General features: G+C 71.0%; 22 protein-coding genes. 14 read left to right on the forward strand and 8 right to left on the reverse strand.

The genetic code is table 11. The annotated features are described in order from the left end of the window. The first annotated feature begins 16 nt into the window (after window positions 1-16). The 7 genes from araB to ACIBZJ_RS23365 all read left to right on the forward strand — a co-directional run bounded on the left by araB (window position 17) and on the right by ACIBZJ_RS23365 (window position 7,460). Window positions 17-1,693, forward strand: coding sequence for a ribulokinase (gene araB / locus ACIBZJ_RS23335; protein WP_395932850.1), 1,677 nt, complete (start codon window positions 17-19; stop codon window positions 1,691-1,693). After that, window positions 1,690-2,340, forward strand: a complete 651-nt coding sequence (locus ACIBZJ_RS23340; RefSeq protein WP_395932852.1) for an L-ribulose-5-phosphate 4-epimerase — start codon at window positions 1,690-1,692, stop codon at window positions 2,338-2,340. Before araB ends, ACIBZJ_RS23340 begins: the two co-directional genes overlap by 4 nt. A gap of 18 nt (window positions 2,341-2,358) precedes the next feature. Then, entirely contained in the window at window positions 2,359-3,489 is a 1,131-nt protein-coding gene (gene chvE / locus ACIBZJ_RS23345; protein ID WP_395932854.1) for a multiple monosaccharide ABC transporter substrate-binding protein, read from the forward strand. 58 nt (window positions 3,490-3,547) lie between these two features. Further along, complete coding sequence (gene mmsA, locus ACIBZJ_RS23350) at window positions 3,548-5,086, forward strand: multiple monosaccharide ABC transporter ATP-binding protein (protein ID WP_395932856.1); 1,539 nt, start codon at window positions 3,548-3,550, stop codon at window positions 5,084-5,086. Window positions 5,087-5,162: 76 nt separating this feature from the next. Next, a complete protein-coding gene (gene mmsB / locus ACIBZJ_RS23355) occupies window positions 5,163-6,395 on the forward strand; it encodes a multiple monosaccharide ABC transporter permease (protein WP_395932858.1) in 1,233 nt (410 codons plus the stop codon). A gap of 29 nt (window positions 6,396-6,424) precedes the next feature. Then, window positions 6,425-6,673 (forward strand): hypothetical protein, encoded by a 249-nt coding sequence (locus ACIBZJ_RS23360; RefSeq protein ID WP_395932860.1) that lies wholly within the window; start codon window positions 6,425-6,427, stop codon window positions 6,671-6,673. Window positions 6,674-6,881: 208 nt separating this feature from the next. Further along, window positions 6,882-7,460: an excalibur calcium-binding domain-containing protein gene (locus ACIBZJ_RS23365; RefSeq protein ID WP_395932862.1), complete on the forward strand. Its 579-nt coding sequence runs from the start codon at window positions 6,882-6,884 to the stop codon at window positions 7,458-7,460. A gap of 18 nt (window positions 7,461-7,478) precedes the next feature. Here the strand turns inward: ACIBZJ_RS23365 and ACIBZJ_RS23370 are convergent, their stop codons facing one another. The 4 genes from ACIBZJ_RS23370 to ACIBZJ_RS23385 form a co-directional block, all read right to left on the reverse strand. Then, window positions 7,479-7,853: a TIGR03618 family F420-dependent PPOX class oxidoreductase gene (locus ACIBZJ_RS23370; RefSeq protein ID WP_395932864.1), complete on the reverse strand. Its 375-nt coding sequence runs from the start codon at window positions 7,851-7,853 to the stop codon at window positions 7,479-7,481. Between the two features lie 9 nt (window positions 7,854-7,862). Next, window positions 7,863-8,849: a methylmalonyl Co-A mutase-associated GTPase MeaB gene (gene meaB, locus ACIBZJ_RS23375; protein WP_395932866.1), complete on the reverse strand. Its 987-nt coding sequence runs from the start codon at window positions 8,847-8,849 to the stop codon at window positions 7,863-7,865. Window positions 8,850-8,910: 61 nt separating this feature from the next. After that, window positions 8,911-11,103: a methylmalonyl-CoA mutase gene (gene scpA / locus ACIBZJ_RS23380; RefSeq protein WP_395932868.1), complete on the reverse strand. Its 2,193-nt coding sequence runs from the start codon at window positions 11,101-11,103 to the stop codon at window positions 8,911-8,913. Beyond that, window positions 11,100-12,950 (reverse strand): methylmalonyl-CoA mutase family protein, encoded by a 1,851-nt coding sequence (locus ACIBZJ_RS23385; RefSeq protein ID WP_395932870.1) that lies wholly within the window; start codon window positions 12,948-12,950, stop codon window positions 11,100-11,102. The genes scpA and ACIBZJ_RS23385 overlap by 4 nt, the downstream gene beginning before the upstream one ends. A 190-nt stretch (window positions 12,951-13,140) precedes the next feature. Here ACIBZJ_RS23385 and ACIBZJ_RS23390 point away from each other — a divergent pair, with 190 nt between their 5' ends. The 3 genes from ACIBZJ_RS23390 (at window position 13,141) to ACIBZJ_RS23400 (ending at window position 17,605) form a co-directional block, all read left to right on the forward strand. Beyond that, window positions 13,141-14,691 (forward strand): DUF4331 domain-containing protein, encoded by a 1,551-nt coding sequence (locus ACIBZJ_RS23390; protein ID WP_395932872.1) that lies wholly within the window; start codon window positions 13,141-13,143, stop codon window positions 14,689-14,691. A 68-nt stretch (window positions 14,692-14,759) separates the two neighbouring features. Further along, on the forward strand, window positions 14,760-16,058 hold the full coding sequence (locus ACIBZJ_RS23395; RefSeq protein ID WP_395932874.1) for a tetratricopeptide repeat protein: 1,299 nt from the start codon (window positions 14,760-14,762) through the stop codon (window positions 16,056-16,058). Further along, window positions 16,055-17,605 carry a sulfite exporter TauE/SafE family protein gene (locus ACIBZJ_RS23400; protein WP_395932876.1) on the forward strand — a complete coding sequence of 517 codons (1,551 nt, stop codon included), beginning with the start codon at window positions 16,055-16,057 and terminating at the stop codon, window positions 17,603-17,605. Before ACIBZJ_RS23395 ends, ACIBZJ_RS23400 begins: the two co-directional genes overlap by 4 nt. 16 nt (window positions 17,606-17,621) lie before the next feature. Here ACIBZJ_RS23400 and ACIBZJ_RS23405 read toward each other — a convergent pair whose 3' ends face one another. Continuing rightward, on the reverse strand, window positions 17,622-18,251 hold the full coding sequence (locus tag ACIBZJ_RS23405; RefSeq protein WP_395932878.1) for a histidine phosphatase family protein: 630 nt from the start codon (window positions 18,249-18,251) through the stop codon (window positions 17,622-17,624). Window positions 18,252-18,326: 75 nt separating this feature from the next. Between ACIBZJ_RS23405 and ACIBZJ_RS23410 the strand changes: the two genes are divergently transcribed. After that, window positions 18,327-19,919: a YibE/F family protein gene (locus ACIBZJ_RS23410; protein ID WP_395932880.1), complete on the forward strand. Its 1,593-nt coding sequence runs from the start codon at window positions 18,327-18,329 to the stop codon at window positions 19,917-19,919. Between the two features lie 28 nt (window positions 19,920-19,947). Here the strand turns inward: ACIBZJ_RS23410 and ACIBZJ_RS23415 are convergent, their stop codons facing one another. From ACIBZJ_RS23415 to ACIBZJ_RS23425, 3 genes are read right to left on the reverse strand one after another with little or no spacing between them, the layout of a single operon-like run. Next, window positions 19,948-20,598 carry a GPP34 family phosphoprotein gene (locus ACIBZJ_RS23415; RefSeq protein WP_395932882.1) on the reverse strand — a complete coding sequence of 217 codons (651 nt, stop codon included), beginning with the start codon at window positions 20,596-20,598 and terminating at the stop codon, window positions 19,948-19,950. Between the two features lie 3 nt (window positions 20,599-20,601). Further along, window positions 20,602-20,832 (reverse strand): hypothetical protein, encoded by a 231-nt coding sequence (locus ACIBZJ_RS23420; protein ID WP_395932884.1) that lies wholly within the window; start codon window positions 20,830-20,832, stop codon window positions 20,602-20,604. A gap of 15 nt (window positions 20,833-20,847) precedes the next feature. Next, the gene (locus tag ACIBZJ_RS23425; protein ID WP_395932886.1) at window positions 20,848-21,765 is read right to left on the reverse strand and encodes an SPFH domain-containing protein; all 918 of its coding nucleotides are present in this window, start codon (window positions 21,763-21,765) and stop codon (window positions 20,848-20,850) included. 149 nt (window positions 21,766-21,914) lie between these two features. On the opposite strand from ACIBZJ_RS23425, the gene ACIBZJ_RS23430 reads away from it, so the two are divergent. From ACIBZJ_RS23430 to ACIBZJ_RS23440, 3 genes are read left to right on the forward strand one after another with little or no spacing between them, the layout of a single operon-like run. Continuing rightward, window positions 21,915-22,712, forward strand: a complete 798-nt coding sequence (locus ACIBZJ_RS23430; RefSeq protein WP_395933246.1) for an alpha/beta fold hydrolase — start codon at window positions 21,915-21,917, stop codon at window positions 22,710-22,712. Window positions 22,713-22,752: 40 nt separating this feature from the next. Beyond that, the gene (locus ACIBZJ_RS23435; RefSeq protein WP_395932888.1) at window positions 22,753-25,488 is read left to right on the forward strand and encodes a SpoIIE family protein phosphatase; all 2,736 of its coding nucleotides are present in this window, start codon (window positions 22,753-22,755) and stop codon (window positions 25,486-25,488) included. Beyond that, on the forward strand, window positions 25,485-25,889 hold the full coding sequence (locus tag ACIBZJ_RS23440; protein WP_395932890.1) for an STAS domain-containing protein: 405 nt from the start codon (window positions 25,485-25,487) through the stop codon (window positions 25,887-25,889). The genes ACIBZJ_RS23435 and ACIBZJ_RS23440 overlap by 4 nt, the downstream gene beginning before the upstream one ends. Window positions 25,890-25,920: the final 31 nt, after the last annotated feature.

Here is a 25,920-nt window from a genome sequence, read left to right on the forward strand (position 1 = left end):
CGACGAGGAGGTGACCATGACCGATTCAACCATTGTTAACGCTAACAGCACACCGACGTACGTAGTCGGGGTGGACTACGGAACGTTATCGGGCCGGGCGCTGGTGGTCCGCGTGTCGGACGGCGCCGAGGTCGGTACCGCGGTACATCCGTACGCGCACGCGGTGATCGAGAAGACCCTCCCCGGTGGCGACGAGCCGCTCCCGCCGGACTGGGCCCTCCAGCACCCGGGCGACTGGGTCGACGTCCTGCGCACGGCGGTTCCCGCCGCCGTGGCCGATGCCGGTATCGACGCGGCCGACGTGATCGGGATCGCGACCGACTTCACCGCCTGCACCGTGCTGCCGACGACCGCCGACGGCACCCCGCTGTCGGCCCTCCACCCGGACCGCCCGCACGCCTGGCCGAAGCTGTGGAAGCACCACGCCGCCCAGCCGCAGGCCGACCGGATCAACGCACTCGCCCACGAGCGCGGCGAGCCCTGGATCAACCGGTACGGCGGCAAGATCTCGTCCGAGTGGGAGTTCGCGAAGGGCCTCCAGGTCCTCGAGGAGGACCCGGAGACCTACGCCGCCACCGACCGCTGGATCGAGGCGGCCGACTGGATCATCTGGCAGCTCACCGGCCAGGAGACCCGCAACCGGTGCACGGCCGGCTACAAGGGCATCTACCAGGACGGCCACTGGCCGGACCGCGCCTACCTGGAAGCGCTGAACCCGGGCTTCGGCGATTTCGTCGCCAAGCTCGAGCACCCGCTCTCGGCCCTCGGCGACCGGGCCGGTTCGCTCACGGCCGAGGCGGCCGGCTGGACCGGCCTGCCGGAAGGCATCGCGGTGGCCGTCGGCAACGTGGACGCCCACGTCACCGCACCTGCGGCCCAGGCGATCGCGCCCGGGCAGATGGTCGCGATCATGGGCACGTCGACCTGTCACGTGATGAACGGCGAGCGGCTCGCCGAGGTCCCGGGCATGTGTGGCGTCGTCGACGGCGGCATCGTCGCGGGCCTGCACGGGTACGAGGCCGGCCAGTCGGGCGTCGGCGACATCTTCGGGTGGTTCGTCGACACCCAGCTCCCGCCGGACTACCACGAAGCGGCGGCCGCGGCCGGCGTCGATCCGCACGAGTACCTGTCGGGCCTCGCCGCCCAGCAGGCCGTGGGCGCTCACGGGCTGATCGCGCTCGACTGGCACAACGGCAACCGTTCGGTGCTGGTCGACCACGAGCTGTCCGGGGTCCTGGTCGGGACCACGCTGGCCACCCGGCCCGAGGACATCTACCGTGCGCTGGTCGAGGCGACCGCGTTCGGCACCCGCACGATCATCGACGCGTTCGAGACGTCCGGCATCCCGGTCGACGAACTCGTCGTGGCCGGAGGGCTGCTGAAGAACCGGTTCCTCATGCAGGTCTACGCCGACATCGCCAACCGTCCGCTGTCGGTGATCGGCTCCGAGCAGGGTCCCGCGCTCGGCTCGGCGATCCACGCGGCGGTGGCCGCGGGTGCGTATCCGGACGTCCCGGCCGCATCCGCCGCGATGGGGCGGGTCGAGCGCGCGGTCTACCGGCCCGACCCGGCCCGGGCCAAGGCCTACGAGGCCCTCTACGCCGAGTACCGCACGCTGCACGACTACTTCGGCCGCGGCGGTAACGACGTCCTGCACCGCCTGCGACGGATCCGGAACGAGGCCCGCCGATGAGGGAACTGCTCGTCGACCTGCACCGGGAGCTGATCCGCTGGGGCCTCGTCGTCTGGACCGCAGGCAACGTCTCCGCGCGCATCCCCGGCGAGGACCTGTTCATGATCAAGCCCTCCGGCGTCTCCTACGACGACCTCACGCCGGAGTCGATGGTGGTCTGCGACCTGGAAGGTCGCCTCGTCGAGGGCGACCTGTCCCCGTCGAGTGACACCGCCGCACACGCCTACGTCTACAAGCACATGGCGGACGTAGGGGGAGTGGTGCACAGCCACTCCACGTACGCGACGGCGTGGGCGGCCCGGGGCGAATCCATCCCCTGCGTGCTGACCGCGATGGCCGACGAGTTCGGCGGCGAGATCCCGGTCGGGCCGTTCGCGCTGATCGGTGACGACTCGATCGGGCGGGGGATCGTCGAGACCCTGACGAACCACCGCTCTCCGGCCGTGCTGATGCGTAACCACGGCCCGTTCACGATCGGCAAGGACGCGAAATCCGCGGTGAAAGCGGCGGTGATGCTCGAGGACGTCGCGCGCACCGTCCACATCGCACGGCAAGCGGGACCGGTCGAACCGATCGACAAGGCAGCCGTCGATCGGCTCTACGACCGGTACCAGAACGTGTACGGCCAGCACTCAACCCCCAAGTAGTAAAGGACGGAAACCCAGATGCGTGCGAAGAAGGTGCTCGCCGGCGTCGTCGCCGTGGGGCTCTCGCTTGCCCTGACGGCCTGCGGCGGCGGCCGCGGGTCGGACGACAAGGCGGACTCGCCCGGCGACAACAAGGGCGCGCTGATCGGCGTCGCCATGCCGACCAAGGTCTCCGAGCGGTGGATCGCCGACGGTGACGCGGTCAAGGCCGACCTGGAGAAGGCCGGCTACAAGGTCGACCTGGAATACGCGAACAACCAGATCCCGCAGCAGGTCCAGCAGGTCGGCAACATGATCACCAAGGGCGTGAAGGTCCTGATCATCGCGTCGATCGACGGCGGATCGCTGTCTGACCAGCTGGACGCGGCGGCCAAGGCCGGCATCAAGGTGATCTCGTACGACCGCCTGCTCACCGGCAACAAGAACGTCGACTACTACGTCTCGTTCGACAACGAGAAGGTCGGCGTCGAGCAGGGCACCAGCCTGCTGCAGGGGCTCGGCGTCGTCGACAAGGACGGCAAGGACCTCGGTAAGAAGGGCCCGTTCAACGTCGAGCTGTTCGCCGGCAGCAACGACGACAGCAACTCGGCGTTCTTCTTCAAGGGCGCGATGTCGGTGCTGCAGCCCTACATCGACAAGAAGGTGCTGGTCGTGAAGAGCGGCCAGACCGACTTCAACCAGGTCACGACCCTGCGGTGGGACCCGGCCACGGCCAAGGCCCGTATGCAGAACCTGATCGCGAAGTCGTACTCCGGTGGCTCGGTCGTCAACGGCGTGCTCTCGCCCTACGACGGTCTCTCGCTGGGCATCCTGTCGGCGCTGACCGGCGCCGGCTACGGCAAGGGCGCGAAGAAGCTCCCGGTCATCACCGGGCAGGACGCCGAGGTGCCGAGCCTGAAGTCGATCCTGGCCGGCCAGCAGTACTCGACGGTCTTCAAGGACACCCGGAAGCTCGGGCACCAGGCCGCGACGATGACCGATGACCTGCTCAACGGCAAGAAGCCGGAGGTCAACGACACCAAGACCTACGACAACAAGGTCAAGGTCGTCCCCAGCTACCTGTTCCCCCCGGTGGTCGTCACCAAGGAGAACGTGCAGTCCGACGTCATCTCGTCCGGCTACCACACCCAGGCAGAACTGGACAAGTAAGGCTTAGCCGGTGGGCCGGCCGCGAGGGCGGCCCACCGGCGTAGTCAGGGAGAACCTCATGCAGGACCCGATCCTCGTGATGCGTGACATCACGAAGACGTTTCCGGGCGTCAACGCCCTTCAGGATGTATCGATCGAAGTGGAGCGGGGAACCGTCCACGCGATCTGCGGTGAGAACGGTGCCGGTAAGTCCACCTTGATGAAGGTGCTCTCCGGCGTCTATCCGCACGGCACGTTCGACGGCGAGATCGAATTCGACGGCGCGCCGGTGAGATTCGGGTCGATCAACGACTCCGAGGCCGCCGGTGTCGTCATCATCCACCAGGAACTGGCGCTGAGCCCGTACCTGTCGATCGCCGAGAACATCTATCTGGGCAACGAGCAGGCCAAACGCGGCTGGATCGACTGGAACAAGACGAACCTCGAAGCCGCCGAACTACTCAAGCGGGTGGGGCTGCGCGACAACCCGATCACGAAGATCGTCGACATCGGCGTCGGGAAACAGCAGCTCGTCGAGATCGCGAAGGCACTCTCCAAGCGGGTACGGCTGCTGATCCTCGACGAGCCGACCGCGGCGCTGAACGACGACGACTCGGCGCACCTGCTGGAGCTGATCGGCCAGCTGCGCGAGCAGGGCATCACCTGCATCCTGATCAGCCACAAGCTCAACGAGATCGAGGCGATCGCCGACCGGGTCACGATCATCCGCGACGGCAAGATGGTCGAGACCCTCGAGCTCCACAGCGGTGACGTCACCGAGGAGCGGATCATCCGCGGGATGGTCGGCCGATCGCTGGAGAGCCGGTTCCCCGAGCACGAGTCGCAGGTCGGCGAAGAGCTGCTGCGGATCGAGAACTGGACCGTGCACCACCCGATCGACCGGAGCCGCAAGGTCGTCGACGGTGCGTCGCTGTCGGTACGCGCTGGAGAGATCGTCGGCATCGCCGGTCTGATGGGCGCCGGGCGTACCGAGCTCGCGATGAGCGTGTTCGGGCACAGTTACGGGTCCGGCATCAGCGGCCAGGTCTACAAACGTGGCGTCGAGGTGAAGACGAACACGGTGCCGCGCGCGATCAAGGCCGGCATCGCCTACGTCACCGAGGACCGGAAGCGCTACGGCCTCAACCTCATCGACGACATCAAGCGGAACATCTCCGGCTCGGCACTCGGGAAGCTCTCGCACTTCGGCTTCGTGAGCGACCCCGAGGAGACGACGGTCGCCAACCGGTTCCTGAAGAGCATGAACATCAAGGCGCCGAACGTCACCGCGACGACCGGTCAGCTCTCCGGCGGCAATCAGCAGAAAGTCGTGCTGTCGAAGTGGATGTTCGCCGACCCCGAGGTGCTGATCCTCGACGAGCCCACCCGCGGGATCGACGTCGGCGCGAAGTACGAGATCTACACGGTCATCAACCGGCTGGCCGACGAGGGCAAAGGCATCATCGTCATCTCGTCCGAGCTGCCGGAACTCCTCGGCATCTGTGACCGCATCTACACGCTCTCCGAGGGGCACATCACCGCTGACGTGCCCCGGAGTGAGGCCACCGCCGAACACCTCATGCAGTACATGACTCAATACCGGGAGGTGGACGCATGAGTGAGCGCTTGCGCGAGCTCCGGCTAGCAGGGTCGCCCAGCGCTCATGGCGGCTACGAGCGCAGCGAGGAGCCGTCATGAGCGCCCCCACGGGACTGGAGACTCCGCCGACGGGGACGCCCGAGACCGCTCCCGCGAAGCGGTCCGGCGGGGTGCTGAGCTACCTGACCGGCCAGCTCAGCCAGGTCGGCCTGTTCATCGCGCTGATCGTGATCGTCGTGTTCTTCCAGGTCGCGACCGACGGCATCACGTTGAAGCCGATCAACATCTCGAACCTGATCATCCAGAACAGCTACATCCTGATCCTGGCCGTCGGCATGGTGATGGTGATCATCGCCGGGCACATCGACTTGTCGGTGGGGTCGGTCGTCGCGTTCATCGGCGCGCTGGCCGGCGTGATGATCACGAAGTGGGACCTGCCCTGGCCGGTGGCAGTCGTGCTCTGCCTGCTCGCGGGGGCGCTGGTCGGGGCCTGGCAGGGCTACTGGATCGCGTACTTCGGCATACCGGCGTTCATCGTGACGCTCGGCGGCATGCTCGCGTTCCGCGGTGCGGCGCAGATCGTGCTCGACAACAAGCAGATCGCACCGTTCCCGGACGGCTTCCGCGACCTCGGTTCGGGCTTCCTGCCGACGTTCGGGTCGAGCGGGTACGAACCGCTGACGATCGTGCTCGGTGTGCTGGCGGCGCTCGCGCTCGTCGGGTCGGCGTTCCGGCAGCGGATCGAGCGTCGCAAGTACAACCTGGAGGACGAGCCGATCTGGTGGTTCGTCGCCAAGCAGGGGTTCGCGGTCGCGCTGATCCTGCTCGTCACCGTGCAGCTGGCCAGCTACGACGGCACGCCGATCGTGCTGGTGATCCTCGGTGTGCTGGTCGTGGGATACACGGCGGTGATGAGCCGGGCGGTGTTCGGACGGCACATCTACGCGATCGGCGGCAACCTGGCCGCGGCGCAGCTGTCTGGCGTCAAGGCCAAGTCGGTGACGTTCTGGCTGTTCGTGAACATGGGCGTGATCTCGGCGCTGGCCGGTCTCGTCTACACGGCCGGTCTGAACCTGGCCAACCCGAGCGCGGGTAACGGGTTCGAGCTGGACGCGATCTCGGCGGTGTTCATCGGTGGCGCGGCGGTGACCGGCGGTATCGGTACGATCCCCGGCGCGATCATCGGTGGTCTGATCATCGGGATCCTGAACAACGGGATGTCGATCCTGGGCGTCGGCACCGAATGGCAGCAGCTCATCAAGGGTCTGGTGCTGCTCGCGGCGGTGGCGTTCGACTTCTACAACAAGAGGCGACGCGCGTCCGTTTGATACCCATTTGACGGGGCTATCCTCCGGACGTGAACGGACCTGAGCACTACTTGCAGGCGCAGAAGTACGCGACCGAGTCGGCCACCGACAAGGAACCGGACTGGATGACCGCACACGCGGCGCTCGCGCAGGTGCACGCGACGCTGGCGCTGACCGCGGCGATCGCGGAGTTCGGAGACACCAAGTCGGGGGTCGGGCGGGTGGCGAGTGACTGGACCGGCTGGCGTAACGCCGGTGCCGTGCTCTCGCCGACCGCCAACCCGAGCCCGCTGGAGTAGACCGGATCGTCCGGGTCGAGCCGTTCGGCCCGGACGACCGCCGGCCGGTCCCGTCTGACCGGCGGTCAGCACGGTCTGACCGGCGGTAACGGTCGACCGACCGGCGACGGGACGGTGCGGACGGCGGGTCGCGGTCCGGCCGCGCGGTGCGTCGCGAGCGCACGCTCGGTGGTGCGTACCGTGCGTCGTCGCTTCCTAACATCACGCGGTGACGTTTTCACCGCAAGCTCCCAGCAGACGCACCGGGTTGCGTCCGGCGTACTGGGCTCTGATCGTCTCGGGTGGTGTGCTCGCGCTGGTCTGCGGAGCGTGCGGGATCGCCGGTGTGCTGGGATCGGGCGGCGCCGACCCGGCACCGAGCGCGTCGGTGGTCGCCGCGACCGAGCCGCCGAGCGCTGCCGCGACGCAGCCGTCGAGTGCCGCCGCGACCACCGGGTCGCCGAGCGAGTCGCCCACCTCCGAGCCACCGGCCGCCGCCACCGGTGCGCCGTTGATCGGCGATCAGGCTCCGGGCACTGACGTCCGCGCGGACGCCGACGATTCCGAGGCGGGCTCGACGCCCGGCCCGGCCGCGACCACCCGGCGGGCCGTCCCGTCGGTCCCCCGCACGACCGCCGCCGTGCCGAAACCGAAGCCGAAGCCGAAGCCGCGAACCAGCGCGCCCCCGGCCGTCTACTACCAGAACTGCGACGCGGTCCGCGCCGCCGGCGCCGACCCCATCCATCGCGGCGACCCCGGCTACCGCCCGGCGCTGGACCGCGACGGAGACGGCATCGGCTGCGAGTGACGCCCACCCGCCCGCGGGCTAAAAGCGGCCGAGTACCCGGTCGACGGTGATTTCCAGGGCCACTCGCAGGGGGTTCTCGCGGGGCCGGCGGTAGCGGACGGTGTACCGCCGCACGGCGTCCGCGACCCGCTCCGGGTCGGAGACGACCTCGACCGTTCCCTCGAGCGTGATCCACCGCCCGCCCTCGACCTGGCACAGCGCCGCCCGCTTGCTCGTCCGGGCGTTGACCGCCTTCTGCGACGGCCCGGAACAGATCACGCGCGCGAGACCGGCGGAACTGTCCCAGGTGAAACCGACCGGCGTCACGTGCGGCGTCCCGTCGGAACGCAGGGTCGTGAGCGTCGCGAGGTGTCGCTCGGTCACGAACTCCAGGGCACTGGCTTCGAGTTGCACACGCCAACCCTACGGTTCCCGGAACGCGTCCAGGATCTCGTCCGCGGCCAGCGCGGGCGTCAGCGTGCCTGCGGCCACCTGCTGCTCGACCTTCGCCGCGACGTCGGCGACCCGGGCATCGTCACGCAGCGACGCCAGCAGCCGGTCCTGCACCATCGTCCAGACCCAGCGGACCTGCTGCTCCCGCCTGCGTGCTTCCAGGGCCCCGGACGCGGCGCGGGTGTCCTGGTGGTGGACGATCTGGTGCCAGATCTCGGTCAGCCCGGTGCCGTCAGCGGCGCTGCAGGTCAGTACCGGGACCGTCCACTCGCTGTGCAGCAGCCGCAGCGCACCGGCGAGCTCGCGGGCGGCCTTCTGGGCGTCCCGGACGTGCGGCCCGTCGGCCTTGTTCACCGCGATGACGTCGGCCAGCTCCAGGACGCCCTTCTTGATGCCCTGGAGCTGGTCGCCGGTGCGGGCCAGCGTCAGCAGCAGGAACGAGTCGACCATCTCGGCGACCGTGGTCTCGGACTGCCCGACGCCGACGGTTTCCACCAGCACGACGTCGTAGCCCGCGGCCTCGACGACGACCATGGCCTCCCGGGTGGCCTTCGCGACGCCGCCGAGCGTCCCGGCGCTGGGCGAGGGCCGCACGAACGCGTTGTCGTCCACTGCCAGCCGGGCCATCCGGGTCTTGTCGCCCAGGATCGAGCCCCCGGTCCTCCGCGACGACGGGTCGACCGCCAGCACGGCCACCCGGTGCCCGGCGGAGGTCAGCGAGACGCCCAGCGCGTCGATGAACGTCGACTTGCCGACGCCGGGTACGCCGGTGACGCCGACCCGGCGCACCGGCGTCCGGACCGCGCCGGTCAGCCGGACGAGCAGCTCCTGGGCCGCGACCCGGTGGTCGGCCCGGCGTGACTCGACCAGCGTGATGGCCCTGGCGATCCACGCCCGCTCCCCGGAGAGCACGCCCGCCGCGTACTCCTCGACGTTCGGGACCGGACGTCGGCTCATCCCTCGGTCCGCCGAGAGGTCTCACCGCGGGCGGTGGTTCGCCGGGCGGCGTAGGAAAAAATCACGGGTGCGCGGTCTCCGACGGATCGGGGTGACCGAGGCGGGAGCGGAGCTCGGCCAGCAGGCCGAGCGCCGCGTCGGCGATGACGGTCCCGGGCAGGAACACGGCCGACGCGCCCAACGAGGCCAACGGCTCGACGTCGGCCGGAGGGATGACGCCGCCGACGACGATCATGATGTCGGCCCGGCCGAGCGCGGCGAGCTCGTCGCGCAGCGCCGGGACCAGCGTCAGGTGCCCGGCGGCGAGCGTGCTCACCCCGACGATGTGCACGTCGGCCTCCACGGCCTGCCGCGCGACCTCGGCCGGGGTCTGGAACAGCGGGCCCACGTCGACGTCGAAGCCGAGGTCGGCGAACGCGGACGAGATCACCTTCTGGCCACGGTCGTGCCCGTCCTGGCCCATCTTGGCGACGAGGATCCGCGGCTGGCGGCCCTCGTCGCGTTCGAAGTCGGCGGTCGCCACGCGCGCGGCGGCGACGTTCCCGGCCGCACCCGCCTCATCCCGGTACACGCCGGAAATCGTACGGATCTGCCCGGCGTGCCGCCCGTAGACCTTCTCCAGCGCGTCCGAGATCTCGCCGACCGTGGCCTTCGCCCTGGCGGCGTCCACGGCCAGTGCCAGCAGGTTCTGGTCCGGGCCAGGGCCGGCGGCGTCCGCGGCCTTGGTCAGTGCGGCCAGCGCGGCTTCGACCGCCTCCGGATCCCGGTCGGCGCGCAACCGCTCCAGCTTGTCGAGCTGCTCGCGCCGCACCGACGCGTTGTCGACCCGCAGCACCTCGATCGGCTCGTCGGCGTCGGGCCGGTAGCGGTTGACGCCGATGACCGGCTGGCGACCGGAGTCGATCCGGGCCTGGGTGCGTGCCGCCGCTTCCTCGATCCGCAGCTTCGGGAGACCCTCGTTGATCGCGCGGGCCATCCCACCGGCCGCCTCGACCTCCTGGATGTGCCCCCAGGCGCGCTGAGCCAGGTCGTGGGTCAGCCGTTCGACGTAGGAGGATCCGCCCCACGGGTCGATCACCCGGGTCGTGCCGGACTCGTGCTGCAGCAGCAACTGGGTGTTCCGGGCGATCCGCGCGGAGAAGTCGGTCGGCAGCGCGAGCGCCTCGTCCAGCGCGTTCGTGTGCAGCGACTGCGTGTGGCCCTGCGTCGAGGCCATCGCTTCGACGCAGGTGCGCACCACGTTGTTGAAGACGTCCTGCGCGGTGAGCGACCAGCCGGAGGTCTGCGAGTGCGTCCGCAGGCTCTGTGACTTCGGGTTGGTGGCGCCGGCGTCCTTCGTGAGGCGCGCCCAGAGCAGGCGGGCCGCCCGCATCTTCGCGACCTCCATGAAGAAGTTCATCCCGATGGCCCAGAAGAAACTGAGCCGGGGGGCGAACTTGTCGACCTCGAGCCCGGCCGCCGCGCCGGCCCGCAGGTACTCGACGCCGTCCGCGAGCGTGTAGGCCAGCTCCAGGTCGGCGGTCGCTCCGGCCTCCTGGATGTGGTAACCCGAGATCGAGATCGAGTTGAAGCGCGGCATCCGCTGCGAGGTGAACGCGAAGATGTCGGAGATGATCCGCATCGACGGCTGCGGCGGATAGATGTACGTGTTGCGGACCATGAACTCTTTGAGGATGTCGTTCTGAATCGTGCCGGCCAGCTGCTCCGGGGCGACACCCTGTTCCTCGGCCGCGACGATGTAGAGCGCGAGCACCGGCAGGACCGCGCCGTTCATCGTCATCGACACCGACATCCGGTCGAGCGGAATCCCGTCGAACAGTTGGCGCATGTCGTAGATCGAGTCGATCGCCACCCCGGCCATGCCCACGTCACCGGCCACTCGCGGGTGGTCGGAGTCGTAGCCGCGGTGGGTGGCCAGGTCGAACGCGACCGAGAGGCCCTTCTGCCCGGCGGCCAGGTTCCGGCGGTAGAACGCGTTCGACGCCGCTGCGGTCGAGAAGCCCGCGTACTGCCGGATCGTCCAGGGCTGGGTCGCGTACATCGTCGGGTACGGACCGCGGAGGTACGGCGCGATGCCCGGGTAGGTGTTCAGGAAGTCCAGGTCGGCGGTGTCGGCCGCGGTGTAGAGCGGGCTGACCGGGATGCCTTCCGGCGTGTCCCAGATCGCCGCGTCGGTGACGGCCGCGCGCCAGTCGTCCGCCGTCGCGCCTCCCGGCGTTCCCAGCCCGACGTTCGAGAAGTCGGGAATCGTCATCGCGCTACCCCTAGGTCGTCGAGCGTCGTCGTCAGCACCCCGACCGCGTCGCACCCGCTGAACACGTAATTCTGGACGTTGGGCAGAGCGCCCGCCCGGCCGGCGAGCCAGACCCGGGTCGCGCCGGCGTTCTCGAGTGCCGTGGCGGCGGCCTCGCCGTCCGTCGCGTAGATCGCGTCGGTCGAGCAGAGCACCGCGATCTCGGCGCCGCTGGCGGTGAACGCGTCGGCCAGTTCGCCGGGGCTCAGGCCGGGGCCGGCGGTCAGCGTCTCGATCCCGCCCGCCTGGAACAGGTTCGCGGCGAACGTCGCCCGCGCGGTGTACGCGGCCAGCGGGCCGAGCGTCGCCAGGAACACGGCCGGCCGCTGCGGCGCCGCGTCCGAGGCGTCCCTCAGCGCCTCGAAGTCCTGGCCGTACCGGATGCGGGGCAGCCCGCCGCTCAACGGCGCCGGGGACGGCGTCCGGACGGGCAGTTTCTCGGTGAGGTTCGGGAACTCGCTGACGCCGGTGAGCGGGTCACGCCGGTGGGCGACGTTGCTCCGGCGCTTTTCCCGGACCTCGCCGAGGGACTCCTCGACCGTGCCGTCCTCGAGCGCCGTCCGCATGCCGCCGGAGCGTTCGACGTCGGTGAAGACGTCCCACGCGACGCGGGCCAGGTCGTCGGTGAGGCTCTCGACGTACCAGGAGCCGCCGGCGGGGTCGAGCACCCGGCCGAGGGAGGCCTCCTCCAGCAGCAGTGACTGGGTGTTGCGGGCGATGCGCCGGGCGAACGCGTCGGGGAGGCCGAGGACCGCGTCGAACGGGGTGACCGTGACCGCGTCCGCGCCGCCGATACCGGCGCCGAAGCAGGCCAGCGTCGTGCGGAGCATGTTCACCCAGGGGTCGCGGCCGCTCATCATCGCGCTGCTCGTGACGGCGTGCTGGCGCTGGGGGACGTCGGCGGCGCCGCTGACCTCGGCCACGCGGGCCCAGAGGCGGCGGGCGGCGCGGAACTTGGCGATCGTGAGGAACTGGTCGGCGGTGGCCGCGTAGCGGAATTCGAGCTCGTCCAGCGCCCGTCGGACGCTGAGCCCGGCGTCGGTCAGCGCCCGCAGGTAGGCGACGCCGGTGGCGATCGAGAACCCGAGCTCCTGCGCGTCCGAGCCGCCGGCCTCGTGATACACGGTCGCGTCGACGAGCCCGGCGCTGATGCCGGTTCCGGTCGTTCGTTGCGCCAGCGCGGTGAGCACGGAGAGATCGGCGGGTGCTCCGGTGCGGGCACGCAGGCCGATCGGGTCGGCCCCCAGGTTGCTCCCGACGGCGCCACCGTCGGGCGCCGCCGCGGCCAGGTGGAAGAAGGCCTCGGCGGCCGCGGGGGTCTCGGGGCCGGCGTCCAGGCAGATCGGGGCCAGGTCGAGGTAGACGTCGGTGAGGACCTCGGGCAGAGCGTCGATCGGGAGGCCGGCGTCGCCCAGGACGAGCCAGAGCGACGTGACGCCGTTCTCCAGGTCGGCGGCGATCGCGGCTCGCGTCGCGGTGGCGTCCGGGTCGGCGTGCCGCTGACGGACGTCCCAGCCACCGGGGCGCTCGCCGCCTTCGGCCGTCGCGTCGCGCAGGCGGTTGCCCCGGACGAACGGCGGGAAGCCCGGCGCGCCCGGTTCGGTGGCGTCCTCCGCGGTGTACAGAGGCGAAATCCGGATCCCGTCATACGTCACCGTGGTGAGCAGATCGTCGACGTCGCCGGCCGGTGTCTCGTCGGTGGCGCGGCGGGATTTCTGCAGCACAGCGAGTGCGAGCTCCCGCCAGCGCGCCCGATCGGCCGGCTCGAAGCCGGCGGCCAGCGCGAGTTTTTCGGACGGCACCGTCATACGCGGATGCTATTGCGGTTGCGGTCAGCCCTGACCGAAGTGTGGCCCGGGTAACCGCGCGTCGACGGTCTGGATCTGTCAAGTAAGCGACAGGTCCCCATCCGGGGGCGTCGCCGTACCGAAGACCGGGTGCGACGCCACGGGGCGTCGCTGCCCCTCGCGGGTACCTCTCGGCACCGAAGGACGCCAGATGCTCCGCATACCGCCCCGACGGCGGACGTTCTCCGCGGCGGTCGCAGCCGCGGCCGTGACCGCCCTCGCGATACCTGTGCTCGCGCCGCACGGCGCGACCGCGTCGAGCCACCGGGAGGCCCCGACGATCGCGGGCTTCCCGCAGTACGACAACACCGACGTGTACGCGTTCGTCAGCCCCGACAAGCCGGACAGCGTCACGATGATCGCCAACTGGATCCCGTTCGAAGAGCCGGCCGGTGGTCCGAACTTCTATCCGTTCGCCACCGACGCCCGGTACGAGATCAACGTCGACAACAACGGCGACGCCAAGCCCGACCTGACGTACCGGTGGACGTTCACCAGCACGTACTCGAGTAAGGACACGTTTCTCCACAACACCGGGCCGGTGACGAGCCTGGCCGATCCCGACCTCAACTTCTGGCAGAGCTACCAGTTGGAGGAGATCAGGTGGGGCGCCGACGGATCGATCGCCGGGGAGAAGGAACTGGCCCATCACCTGCCGGTCGCGCCGTCGAACGTGGGCAAGGCGTCGATGCCGGACTATCGCGCGCTGCGCGACCGGGCGATCAAGTCGCAGCCGGGTGACATCAGGCTGTTCGCTGGCCAGGCCGACGACCCGTTCTTCCTCGACCTGCGGGTCTTCGACGTGCTGTACGGCGGCGACCTGAGCGAGGTCGGCAACGACACGCTGGCCCCGTACAACGTGAACACGATCGCGATCCAGCTGCCGAAGTCGCGGCTCGTCCGTGGTGGGGATCCGGTGGTGGGGATCTGGTCGACGACCTCGCGCCGCAACTCCTCCGGGAACTACGTCCAGGTCTCGCGGCTGGGGATGCCGCTGGTGAACGAGGTCGTCGTACCGATCAGGGACAAGGACCGGTTCAACGCGTCCAAGCCGTCGGGTGACGCTTCCTTCCTCCGGTACGTGACGAACCCCGAGGTGCCGCGGCTGCTCGAGAAGATCTACCGGATCAAGGCTCCGGCGACCCCGCGCAAGGACCTGGTGCAGGCGTTCCTGACCGGCGTGCCGGGACTGAACCAGCCGGCTCGGGTGACTCCGAGCGAGCAGTTGCGGCTGAACACGTCGATCGCGCCGTCCGCGTCGCCGAAACGGCTCGGCGTGCTCGACGGGGACAAGGCCGGATTCCCGAACGGGCGACGGCTGACCGACGACGTCGTCGACATCACGCTCCAGGTCGCGGAAGGTGAGCTCGTCGGGTCGCCGAACGACCTCGGGGACGCGGTGAACACGAACGACGCGCCGTTCGAGCGGTCGTTCCCGTACGTGGCGCTGCCGGCGGCGGGATCGGTGACGCGGGCCGGGACCTCTCCGGCTGCGACCCCGCAGGCGCAGACGTCGTCCGCGCCGGCCGCGGCTCCGTCGATGCTCGACGGCGGCTCGGCCGACCCGGTGCCCTCGCCCGCGGCGAAAGCGTCGCAGCGGCAGTCGACCGACCTGATCCCGCTGGGTTCCGCGGTCGGAGGCGCGGCCCTGCTGGCCTTCGGGGCGGCCTGGCTCTGGCGCCGCCGGCGCTCCGCTTCGTGACCGTTTTCTGATCACGGCGGGCCGCCGTAACCGCGGCGGCCCGCCGCCGGACGGAAAGGACTTCTCCGATGCGACGTCGGATTCTCGTTGCGGCGCTGCCGGTGGCGGCAGGGCTCACGCTTGCGACCGCGGTGCTGTTCACGCCTTCTGCGGACGCTCCGCCGCGCGCCGATGCGGCTCCGGTGGCCGTCGTCGCGGGCGAGTGCGGCACCGACGGGTGCGTGACCGCGCTGCAGGAGCGGCTGCGTACCCATCCGCGCGACGGCCGGTCCTGGTCGGCGCTGGCGGTGGAGTACGTCGAACAGGCCCGGGTGACCGGGGCGTCGTCGTGGTACCCGAAAGCGCAGGCCGCCGTCGACCGCGCGCTGGCCCTCGGCCCGGACGACGACGCCGCGCTGGCCGCGGCCGGGGTGCTGGCCGCGTCCCGCCACGACTTCGCCGGTGCACTGCGCTTCGGCGACCGTGCCGCCGCGGCCAACCCGTACAGCGCCCGGGCCCAGACGGTCCGGACCGACGCGCTCGTCGAGCTCGGGCGCTACCCCGAGGCGCTGGCCGCGGCCACGGCCGCCGACGACCTCAAGCCGGGCACCCCGACGTTCAGCCGGCTGTCGTACCTGTCGGAGCTGACCGGTGACACCGGGCGGGCCGCGGCCCTGCTGCGCCGGGGAGTGGAACCGGGCGCGGCCCCGGCGGACATCGCGTTCTGCCGGTTCCATCTGGGCGAGCTGGCGCGGTCGGCGGGGGACTACTCGGCGGCATCCGCGCAGTACCGGGCGGCGCTGACCGCGGACCCGGCCCACCTCCCGGCGCGCGCCGGGCAGGCACGGGTGCTCGAGGCACGCGGGGATCGGGCCGGTGCGGTCCGGATCTACCGCTCGATCGTCGCCCGACTGCCGCTGCCGCAGTACGCGACCGAGCTCGGCGAACTGCTCGAGGCGTCGGGTGACCGGGCCGGGGCGTCGCAGCAGTACGCGGTGGTCCGGGCGGCCGTGGCGCTGTCGCGGTCGGCCGGCGTGGCCGACGGCCCGGAGGTGACGCTGTTCGAGGCCGATCACGGCCGGGCGGCGTCGGCGATGGAGTCGGGCCGGGCCGAGTGGGCGAAGCGGAAGAGCATCTACGTCGCCGACGCCCTCGGCTGGGCGCTGTACCGGGCCGGGCGTCCGGTGGAGGCGCTGCCGTACGTCCGGGCCGCGACACGCCTGGGCACGCGGGACGCGCGCCTGCTGTTCCACCGGGGCATGGTCGAGAAGGCCGCCGGCCACCCGGCCGGGGCACGGGAGTGGCTGGGCCGCGCGTTGGCGCTCGACCCGCACTTCTCGCCGCTGGACGCGCCGGTCGCCCGCACGACGCTGGCGGGTCTGCGATGAGCGCCCGGGCCGGGCTACTGGCGGGGCTCGCCGTGGTGTTCGGGGTACTGCTGATCGGGACGCCGGCGTCGGCGCATCCGTTGGGCGACCTGACTGCTTCCCGGTACGACGGGGTGATCGTCGGGACGGATCGGGTCCGGGTGGATCACGTGGAAGACCTGGCCGAGATTCCGACGGCACAGGCGCAGCCGTCGATCGACGCGAACGGCGACGGCGCGATGAGCGCGGAGGAGCTGGTTCGTTGGAGCCGGGGCGCGTGCGGATCCGCGGCGTCGTCGTTGCGGCTGACGGTGGACGGCCGGGTCGTTCCGGTCGGCGTGAGCGGCGTCCCGGGCGCCACGGTGGGCAAGGGACGGGCCGGTTTGCCGGTGCTCCGGCTCGAATGCCCGTTGGCGGGTGCGTCTTCCGCCGGAACGGATTTCTCGTTCGTGGACGCCGGGGGAGCGGACCGGCCGGGCTGGCGGGAGATCACGGTCATCGGAGATCGCACGACGATCGCCGGCACCGGGCTGCGCTCGGAGAGCGTGAGCCAACGTCTGACGCGGTACCCGACCGACGCGCTGTCGTCACCGCTGGACCAGCGCGAGGTCACGTTCGAGGCGCGCCCGGGCGGCGCGGCGGCCCGGGTGCCCACGACCACCGCCGGGGGTGGGGGCACCTGGTTGCCCGCGACCGATCGACTCACCGAGGCGTTCACGGCCCTCCTGGACTCGCACACGACGCCGTGGTTCGCCGCGCTGGCCGTGCTGGCGGCGATCGCGCTCGGCGCCACCCACGCGATTGCCCCGGGGCACGGCAAGACGCTGATGGCGTTCTCGCTCCTCGCGCGGGGCGAGTCGGCTGACGCGCACCCGGTCCGGGCCGCGTTCGCGATCGGAGCCGGGGTGACGGTCGCCCACACCGGCGGAGTCGTGACGCTGGGGGTGCTGGTCACGGCCGGAGCGGCCGTCGCCCCCGCGGCGGTGATGCCGTGGCTGTCCGCCGCCAGCGGCGTCGTGATCCTCGTGGTGGGCGTGGCTCTGCTCCGAGGCCTGCGCGGGTCCCACGGCCATGCGCACGGCCATGCGCACGGCCATGCGCACGGCCATGCGCACGGGGATTCGCACAGGGATTCGCACGGGGATTCGCACGGCGGGGGGCACGCGCACGGCCATTCGCACGGGGAGGGGCACGCGCTCGGCCATTCGCACGGCGGGGAGAGCCGTAGGCGTCGGCTGCCCGGGCGGCTGCCGCTGGTGGCGACGGGGCTCGCGGGCGGCTTGCTGCCCAGCCCGTCGGCGCTGATCGTGTTCCTCGGCGCGGTCGCCGCACACCGGGCCTGGTTCGGCGTGATCCTCGTGCTCGCCTTCGGCGTGGGCATGGCCGTCACCCTCGCCGCCGCCGGTCTGCTCGTCCGATACGCGGGCCGGCGGGTCGTACGGCTCGTCACCGACCGCGCGGGCCGGGGCCTCGCCGCCCGGGTCCTCACCCGGCTCCCGCTACTCACCGGCGTGGGAATCTGCGGCGTGGGCGGCACGATCGCGCTACGGGCACTTCTGAGCGTCTGACGCCGTCGACCGCCCGCTACTCCGGGGCCGGGGCCGGGGCCGGGGCCGGGGCGAGGCGTTCGGCGGTGCGGCGGACGGTCCAGCTCCCGGGGCGGCCCGACAGGTCGGTGCGGGTCAGCGGAGCGACGTCCAGGCGCCAGAACGCCGCCGGCGGCGCGGACAGGGCCACTACCAGCACCGCTTTCACCATCGCGGCGTGCGTCACGCCGACGGTTCGGACCGGGCCGGTGCCCACCTCGTCCAGCCACTTGGTGGCTCGGTACAGCAGGTCCCGCACCGACTCGCCGCCGTGGGGGGCCGCGTCGGGGTCGGTGAGCCAGGCCTCCAGCCCGGACGGGTCGGCGGCGGCCAGCTCGTCGATCGTGCGGCCGCGCCAGGAGCCGAAGTCGCACTCGTCGAGGGCGTCGTCGATCGAGACGTCGGTCGCGCCGAGCGCGGCGACCGTCTGCCGGCAACGCAGCGCCGGGCCGCAGCGCCAGCCGGCCGACCGGTAGGCGGTCAGCCGGGCGGCGGCGTCCTTGGCCGCACGGAGGCCGGCCGGCAGGAGGGGGTCGTCGTGCGGGAACGTGGACGTGACGAGCGACTCGGTCGCCGGGTGCGTCAGTAATGTCAGCCGGACGCCGTTTGCGCGGCTATCGCTGGTCACGCCCGCTCCTCGCGTTTCGAACGTAGTTCTGATTTGATTCCGCGTGACTGTATCCGGTTCCCGAGGAGTACCTAGATGGCCGACCGGAACAGTCCTCCGGAGGGCTGGCCGCCTGCTGACGATCCGTACGCCTACGGGGCTCCGCCGCCGCAGTACGCGGAAGGTACGTACGACCAGCTGAACTTCCGGAACCCCGGCCGACCGGCCGACCAGCCCCCGCCGGCCACCTACGGCCAGCCCCAGCACGGCCAGCCCCAGCACGGCCAGCCCCAGCACGGCCAGCCCCCGTACGAGCAGGCCCAGTACGAGCAGGCCCAGTACGAGCAGGCCCAGTACGAGCAGGCCCAGTACGAGCAGCCCCAGTACGACCGACACCCTTACCGGCAGCCCGCCCCGCCGCCCCGGCGCGAGGACGAGCAGCCGCCCCACCACGTCGGCGCCGCCATCGCCGCGGACGAGTACGTGCACAGCCACGTCCACTCCGCTACCAACCCGATGTCGGAGCGCACCCGCAAGGCCGTCGTCGGCATCCTCGTCCCGGCGGTCATCGCCACCATCATCGGCCTGATCGTGCTCTGGCCCGGCCAGTTGCACTACGGCAGCGCCAACCAGAACGGCCAGCAGGAACGCGCCGACGGCACGGTCACCCAGGTCGTCGAACAGTCGTGCCCGGAGACCTCCGAAGCCGACGCCGGTTCCCTCACCGGCCCCTGTGGAACGGCCACCGTCAAGGTCACCGGCGGCGTCGGCAAGGGCGACACGGTCTCGATGGAGCTCCCGCAGGGCCCGGGCTCGCCGAGCGTCCACGTCGACGACAAGGTCGTCATGCTCGTCCTCGCCACCGGCGGGAACGCGGCCACCCGCTACACGATCGTCGACAAGCAGCGCGGTGGATCGCTCTGGCTGCTGGTGGCGCTCTCCGCGGCCGTCGTCATCGCGTTCGGACGGCTCCGCGGGCTGGCCGCGATCGGTGGACTGATCGTCAGCTTCGCCGTGCTGCTGCTGTTCGTCATCCCCGGCATCCTCGGCGGGTCGCCACCGCTGCTGGTCGCGGTCGTCGGGTCGTCCGCGATCATGTTCGCGGTGCTGTACCTGACGCACGGCATCTCGGTGCGGACGTCGGTCGCGATCCTCGGGACGCTCGCCAGCCTCGTGCTGACCGGCCTGCTCGGGGCCGGTTTCACCGCGCTGACCGAGCTGACGGGCCTCGGCGACGAATCGAGCGTCTACCTCTCGACGGTCCAGGGCGGCGTCGACATGCGCGGCCTGTTGCTGGCCGGCATCATCATCGGCTCGCTCGGCGTCCTCGACGACGTCACGGTGACGCAGGCGGAGGTGGTGGCCGAACTGGCGCGGACGCCCCGCAGCCGGTTCGACCTGTACCGGGCGGCGATCCGGGTCGGGCGGGCGCACGTCGGGTCCGCGGTGAACACGATCGTCCTCGCCTACGCCGGGGCCTCACTACCGCTGCTGCTGCTCATCTCGGTGAGCGGCCAGAGCCTCGGCTCCCTGGTCACCGGCCAGTCGATCGCGAGCGAGATCGTCCGCTCGCTGGTCGGCACGATCGGCCTCGTCGCCTCGGTACCGATCACCACCGCGCTGGCCGCGCTCGTCGCCGAGCCCCCGGCCGAAGACGACGAGGAGCAGGCGCAGCACACGGGGGTCTGAGCCGGAGCTCGAACCCCCGTGCGCGGTCTCAGCCCGCGGCCGCCGCGGCTTGCTGCGACTGAACGGCCTTCCGGAGCGCCTGCACCGTCGGCCCCACGTGTGCGCTCAGCGTCTCCAAGCGCCGCTTGAACTGCCGCCGGTCGCCCCGCGAAACCACGATCCCCAGCTCGCCCGCGGCGGCCAGTGCCACCACCGCCGCGTCCCGCCGATCGATCCGGTCGACCGGCTCGCCGCCCCGTAACGTCCGGCGGGCGTTCTCGGCGAGCTTGCTGCGCAGCCGCACGTCGCGGAGCTCGATGTTCCACACCGGGATCAGCCCGAGCAGCTTGCGCCGCTCGGCCCGGATGAGGTTCTCCGCCGCCAGTTGCTCGCGGACGGCCGAGACCGTCGCCCCGGTCTTCCGATCGACCCAGCTCTGCCACTTGCGCGGCCGGCTGCCTCCCGCCACGTCCGCCAGGACCGGCCCCAACACCGGATCACCCGAGATCCGACCGGCTGCCCGGCCTGCCTCGGCCGCCACCCGGCCGTCCGAGTCGGCCAGACAACCGTCGAACACCAACTCGGTCAACACGGCCGCACGGAGCAGCACGCCCAAGTGGTTCCGGTTGGTCAGCCGGTGCTTCTTCGGATCGTAAGCGAGCAGGAACAGCCTCGCCGGAACGGAAAGCTCGGTGTCCACTGCTCACTCCTCTTCGTCGACAGTGTCTTCTTCGTCGTCGCCCTTGCGTGGCCTCCCGGGGCCGCGCATGCGGCCCGCCTCCCGGGGCAGCCGGCCGGCCGCCCCGAGTGCGCGGCGCAGCAGGAACTCGATCTGCGCGTTCGTGCTGCGCAGTTCATCGGACGCCCACCGCGCCAGCGCGTCGTGCACGGCCGGGTCGAGCCGCAACAAGAGCTTCTTGCGCTCGCTCGCCACCGCCTCACCCCAGTGTCAGTAGAGAGTGCCGGCGTTGACGATCGGCTGCGTGCCGCGGTCGCCGCAGAGGACGACGAGCAGGTTGCTGACCATCTGGGCCTTGCGCTCCTCGTCCAGCTCGACGACGTTCTGTTCGGACAGCCGGGCGAGCGCGAGCTCGACCATGCCGACCGCGCCCTCGACGATCCGGCGCCGGGCCGCGACCACCGCGTTGGCCTGCTGACGCTGCAGCATGACCTGCGCGATCTCTGGGGCGTAGGAGAGCCGGGTGATCCGCGATTCGATCACCTCGACGCCGGCGGCGGTGACGCGTGCGGCGATCTCGGCCGAGAGCCGGCCGGTGATCTCGTCCGCGTTGTCGCGCAGCGAGAGCTGGTCGTCCGGACCGTCGTACGGGTAGCTGTTCGCGATGTGCCGGACGGCGGTCTCGCTCTGGATCGCGACGAACTCGACGAAGTCGTCGACCTCGAACACGGCCTTCGCGGTGTCGGAGACCTGCCAGACCACCACGGCGGCGATCTGGATCGGGTTGCCGTCGGCGTCGTTCACCTTGGCCAGCTCGGTCTCGTGGTTGCGCACCCTGGTCGACACCTTCTCCCGCTTGGTGAGCGGGTTGACCCAGCGCAGACCGTCGGTGCGGATCGTCCCGGTGTAGTGACCCAGCAGCTGGACCACCCGGGCCTCACCGGGCGCCACAGCGGTCAGGCCCGCCATGCAGATCAGCGAGGCCAGACCGAGCAGGGCGCCGAGGATCGCGAGCGTGACCGGCACCGCGCCCGGCGCGGTCGCCCCGCCGACGATGACCAATGCGATACCGAGGAGAAGGCCGAGGATCAGGGCGCCGGCCATCGGCCAGCCGGACAACCCGTCGGCGCGTTGTTCCCGGACCTGTGGGGCGGGCATTTCCACGAGCTGATCAGTGGTGGACATCATGTCTCTCCTCCCGTGCGGATAGCTACACAGTAGCAAAGTGATATCACTTTTTCCAAGCACGGTTCACGGGGATCAACGCCTCCCGGTATGGTCACCCACGGATGACGCTGCGTAGCTGCTCCCTTTCGCCCCTCCGATTGCGAGTCGTGATGAGCATCCTGACCAGGAACAACGTGTCGCTCACCGGTCGCGAAGGCGGCCCAGCCATGGTGTTCGCGCACGGCTTCGGCTGCGACCAGTCGATGTGGCGATACCTGACGCCGGCCTTCGCCGACCGCTTCCGGATCGTCGCTTTCGACTACGTCGGGCACGGCAAATCCGAACTGGCGGCCTACGACGCCGACCGGTACTCGACTCTCCACGGCTACGCCGAGGACGTTCTCGAGGTCCTGGGTGAGCTCGACCTCTCCGACGTCGTGTTCGTCGGGCACTCGGTGAGCTCGATGATCGGCGCGATGGCCGCGATCGAGCAGCCCGACCGGTTCCGCAGCCTCGTGATGATCGGTCCGTCCCCGCGCTACCTCGACGACGACTCGACCGGATACGTCGGCGGATTCCGCCCGGACGACTTGAACGGTTTACTCGACTCGATGGAAAGCAACTACCTGGGATGGTCGAGCTCGATGGCGCCGGTGATCATGGGTAACGAGGAGCGTCCGGAGCTCGGCGACGAGCTGACGAACAGCTTCTGCCGCACCGACCCGGCGATCGCCCAGCAGTTCGCCCGGGTGACGTTCCTCGGCGACAACCGTGACGACCTGCCCAAGGTGCCGATCCGATCGCTGGTGCTCCAGTGCACCGCCGACGTGATCGCGCCGGAGGTCGTCGGCCGGTACGTGCACGAGCACCTGCCGGAGAGCGAGTACCGGGTGCTCTCCGCAACCGGCCACTGCCCGCACCTCAGCGCACCGGCCGAAACGATCTCCGCGATGCAAGGCTTCTGCTGACCTGTTCCGACGGAACCAGCCTGGGGGGTAGGGAGTGGAAATGTCGGAGCGGCCGATCCCGGCCGCCGAGATCGCGACTGCGGCATCCGGTTCCGGCCGGAGACGCGCGGTGACCCGCCTGCGCCGCCGTGCGGCCGGTTCCGCCCCGGACCCCGCCGCCGACCCGGTGGCCGACGACGCCGAACACTCCGACCCGCTCGACCCGCTCGACCAGGCGCCGTGCGGCTTCGTCGTCACCGACCCCGGCGGCCTGATCATGCACGTCAACCGCTTCTTCCTGGAGTCCAGCGGCTACCGGGCCGGCGACCTCGTCGGCCGGTTGCGGTTCCAGGACCTGCTGATCCCCGGTCACCAGATCTTCTACGAGACCCACTACTCGCCGCTGTTGCTCATGCAGGGCCACGTCCGCGAGATCGCCGTCGACCTGAAGAACGCCGCCGGCGAGAAACAGCCGGTGCTGGTCAACGCGGTCCTCGACCGCGACGAGGCCGGTAACCCGCTGGCGATCCGGACGACGGTCTTCGGCGCGACCGACCGCCGCCGTTACGAGCGGGAGCTGGTCTCCCAGCGTCAGCGGGCCGAGCGCTCGGAGGCGCGCGTCCGCGCTCTGCAGGAGGTGGCGGCCGAGCTCGCCGCGGCCGGCGACGTCGCCGCGGTCGGTCAAGCCCTGGTGGACGCCGCTCTGCTGGTCGTCGAGGGTGATCGCGCCGGCCTCTGGCTGCTCGACCGGCGCGAACTGGCGACCGCGACCGAGGCCGACGAGGCGCTCGGCAACGACTCTCCGGACACCGCCGCCGCACTCTCGTCGGCCGGTCTGGTCCAGATCGCCGCGGTCAACATCAGCGACTTCTCCGACCTGGCCCGCATCCCGGTGCCCGACCGGGAGGCGTTCACGTCCCAGCCGCGCAGCCCGGTGCTGATCGACTCGGTGGAGTCGATCCTGCCCCGGCACCCGGTGATCGCGGCCGCGATGGAGCGCACCGGCGTCGGGACGCTGGTCGTGATCCCGCTCGACGTCGGTGACCAGCGGGTCGGCCTCCTCGCGGCCGGGTGCACCGAGACCCGCCAGCTCGACGTCGACGACCGCGAGGTGCTGCACGCGCTCGGCCGGCAGGGCGGGCAGGCGCTGGAGCGCGCGGTCCTGCACGCCGAGGCGGCGAAGGCGGCCGAGCGATCGGACTTCCTGGCCTCGTCCGGGCGGGCGCTGGAAGAGCGGGTGGGGCTGGTCGACCGGGCCGAGAAGCTCGTCGAGCTGGTCACCAACGAGCTGGCCGAAGTGGCCAGCGTCGAGTTCGTCGACCACGAGGGTCCCCGCCGGCTGGGGCACGCCCGCTCCGCCCGGCTGCCTGCCGACGGCGTCGGCGGCGTCGGCACCCTGATCGGCATCGAGCCCGGCCGCGCCGGTGACCTGATCGCGCAGGTCGTCAGCGGTAACCGGCCCAAGCTGGTGGCCGAGCGGCTGCCGATCACGCCGTCCGGGCCGCGTCCGGCGAACTGGTGGCTCGTGCTGCCGCTGCGGGCCTCCGGCCGGACGCTCGGCGCGCTGGTGCTCGGCCGCTACGGCCGCGCGTTCAGCGTCGACGAGGTCGCGTACTGCACCGAGGTGGCTGCGACCGCGGCGCCCGCGCTCGACAACGCCCGCCGCTACGAGCAGGAGCGTGAGGTCGCCTACACGCTGCAACGCAGCCTGCTCTCCGGCGGGCTGCCCCGTCGGCAGGGGCTGCGGATCGCCACGCACTACCGGCCGGCCATGGAGAACCTCGAGGTCGGCGGCGACTGGTACGACGCGTTCGAACTCGGCGGCGACCGCATCGGCATCGTCGTCGGCGACGTCGTCGGCCGCGGGTTGAACGCGGCCAGCGCGATGGGTCAGATCCGCAGCGCGATCCGTGCGCTGGCCGGTGCGGGCCTCGGCCCGGCCGCGCTGCTCGACCAGCTCGACCGATTCGTCGGTCAGTTCGACGCCGGGCGGATGGCGACGCTGGTCTACCTGGAGCTGCACCCCCGCACCGGTTCGGTCCGGTACGCCTGCGCGGGCCACTTCCCGCCGCTGGTCGTCCAGGGCGACGAGGAGGCGCAGTACCTCTGGGACGGCCGCTCGACGCCACTGGACGCCTATGCCGGGCAACCGGGCCGGTCGGAAGCGGAGATCACGCTGCTTCCCGGCGCGCGGCTCCTGCTCTACACCGACGGTCTGGTCGAACGCCGGGGCCGCCTGATCTGGCGCGGGCTCGAAATGCTGCGCGAGGAGATGGAGAAGCACCGGACGTCGTCCGCCGCCGTGATCGTCGAGCGCCTGTCGGAGACGATGCTGTTCGACGAGGGCGCCCGCGACGACGTGTGCCTGCTGGCGCTGTCGCTCGCCGAGTCGACGCCGTTCGAGGAGGAGATCCCGGCCGATCTCGCCGAGCTGACCGGCGTCCGGAACCGGTTGCGGGCGTGGCTGGTCGATCACGAGGTCGACAAGCACGACGGGTTCGCGATCGTGCTGGCCTGCTCGGAGGCGATCGGCAACGCGATCGAGCACGGCTACCGCAACGGCGGTCCGGCGCCGAGGACGGTCTCGATCTCGGCGTCGATCGTCGACGAGCGCGTCGATGTGACGATCCGGGACGCCGGGCTGTGGCAGCCCCGGGAGACGGCGCCCGATCGCGGACGTGGGCTGATGCTGATGAAACGACTGATGGACGAAGTGACCGTCGACCGGATGAGCGCCGACCGTAGTCGGGGCACGACCGTGACGATGTCCCGGCGGGTGAGATGGGTGGGGCCATGACGGGAGACGAGGTAACGGTCGACCGGCCGGCGGCCGTGACGGTAGGCGACCTGGACCTGGACCTGGAACTGGACGACGCCGAGCCGCCGGGGCGCCCGGCGAAGCTGGTGTCGTTCCAGGGCGAGATCGACCTGGGTACGGCACCGGGGCTGGGTACGACCGTCGAAGTGGAGACCGCGGACGCGTCGGCGATCGTCCTCGACCTCTCGGCGGTGACGTTCCTCGACAGTGCCGGTGTGCGGCTGCTCGACAGCCTGGTCGGGGCCGGGGAAAGCCGGGGTTGCGTGATGCGGCTGGTCGCCCCGGAGCACGGCGTGGCGAGGTTCACGCTGACGCTGTGCGCGTTCCGGTCCGACCTCGTCGAGTCGACGGTGGCCCGGGCGGTAGCGACCCTGAATTAGTCGACCGGCTTGAACTAGTCCACCGGCTTGA

It is taken from the genome of Cryptosporangium sp. NPDC051539 (assembly GCF_044454545.1).
GTDB lineage: Bacteria > Actinomycetota > Actinomycetes > Mycobacteriales > Cryptosporangiaceae > Cryptosporangium.

What these genes read in the sequence shown, in the direction of transcription:
- araB (WP_395932850.1), top strand. Translation starts at nt 17, where the DNA reads ATGACCGATTCAACCATTGTTAACGCTAACAGCACACCGACGTACGTA.
- ACIBZJ_RS23340 (WP_395932852.1), top strand. Translation starts at nt 1,690, where the DNA reads ATGAGGGAACTGCTCGTCGACCTGCACCGGGAGCTGATCCGCTGGGGC.
- chvE (WP_395932854.1), top strand. Translation starts at nt 2,359, where the DNA reads ATGCGTGCGAAGAAGGTGCTCGCCGGCGTCGTCGCCGTGGGGCTCTCG.
- mmsA (WP_395932856.1), top strand. Translation starts at nt 3,548, where the DNA reads ATGCAGGACCCGATCCTCGTGATGCGTGACATCACGAAGACGTTTCCG.
- mmsB (WP_395932858.1), top strand. Translation starts at nt 5,163, where the DNA reads ATGAGCGCCCCCACGGGACTGGAGACTCCGCCGACGGGGACGCCCGAG.
- meaB (WP_395932866.1), bottom strand. Translation starts at nt 8,849, where the DNA reads ATGAGCCGACGTCCGGTCCCGAACGTCGAGGAGTACGCGGCGGGCGTG.
- scpA (WP_395932868.1), bottom strand. Translation starts at nt 11,103, where the DNA reads ATGACGATTCCCGACTTCTCGAACGTCGGGCTGGGAACGCCGGGAGGC.
- ACIBZJ_RS23385 (WP_395932870.1), bottom strand. Translation starts at nt 12,950, where the DNA reads ATGACGGTGCCGTCCGAAAAACTCGCGCTGGCCGCCGGCTTCGAGCCG.
- ACIBZJ_RS23390 (WP_395932872.1), top strand. Translation starts at nt 13,141, where the DNA reads ATGCTCCGCATACCGCCCCGACGGCGGACGTTCTCCGCGGCGGTCGCA.
- ACIBZJ_RS23395 (WP_395932874.1), top strand. Translation starts at nt 14,760, where the DNA reads ATGCGACGTCGGATTCTCGTTGCGGCGCTGCCGGTGGCGGCAGGGCTC.
- ACIBZJ_RS23400 (WP_395932876.1), top strand. Translation starts at nt 16,055, where the DNA reads ATGAGCGCCCGGGCCGGGCTACTGGCGGGGCTCGCCGTGGTGTTCGGG.
- ACIBZJ_RS23410 (WP_395932880.1), top strand. Translation starts at nt 18,327, where the DNA reads ATGGCCGACCGGAACAGTCCTCCGGAGGGCTGGCCGCCTGCTGACGAT.
- ACIBZJ_RS23425 (WP_395932886.1), bottom strand. Translation starts at nt 21,765, where the DNA reads ATGATGTCCACCACTGATCAGCTCGTGGAAATGCCCGCCCCACAGGTC.
- ACIBZJ_RS23430 (WP_395933246.1), top strand. Translation starts at nt 21,915, where the DNA reads ATGAGCATCCTGACCAGGAACAACGTGTCGCTCACCGGTCGCGAAGGC.
- ACIBZJ_RS23435 (WP_395932888.1), top strand. Translation starts at nt 22,753, where the DNA reads ATGTCGGAGCGGCCGATCCCGGCCGCCGAGATCGCGACTGCGGCATCC.
- ACIBZJ_RS23440 (WP_395932890.1), top strand. Translation starts at nt 25,485, where the DNA reads ATGACGGGAGACGAGGTAACGGTCGACCGGCCGGCGGCCGTGACGGTA.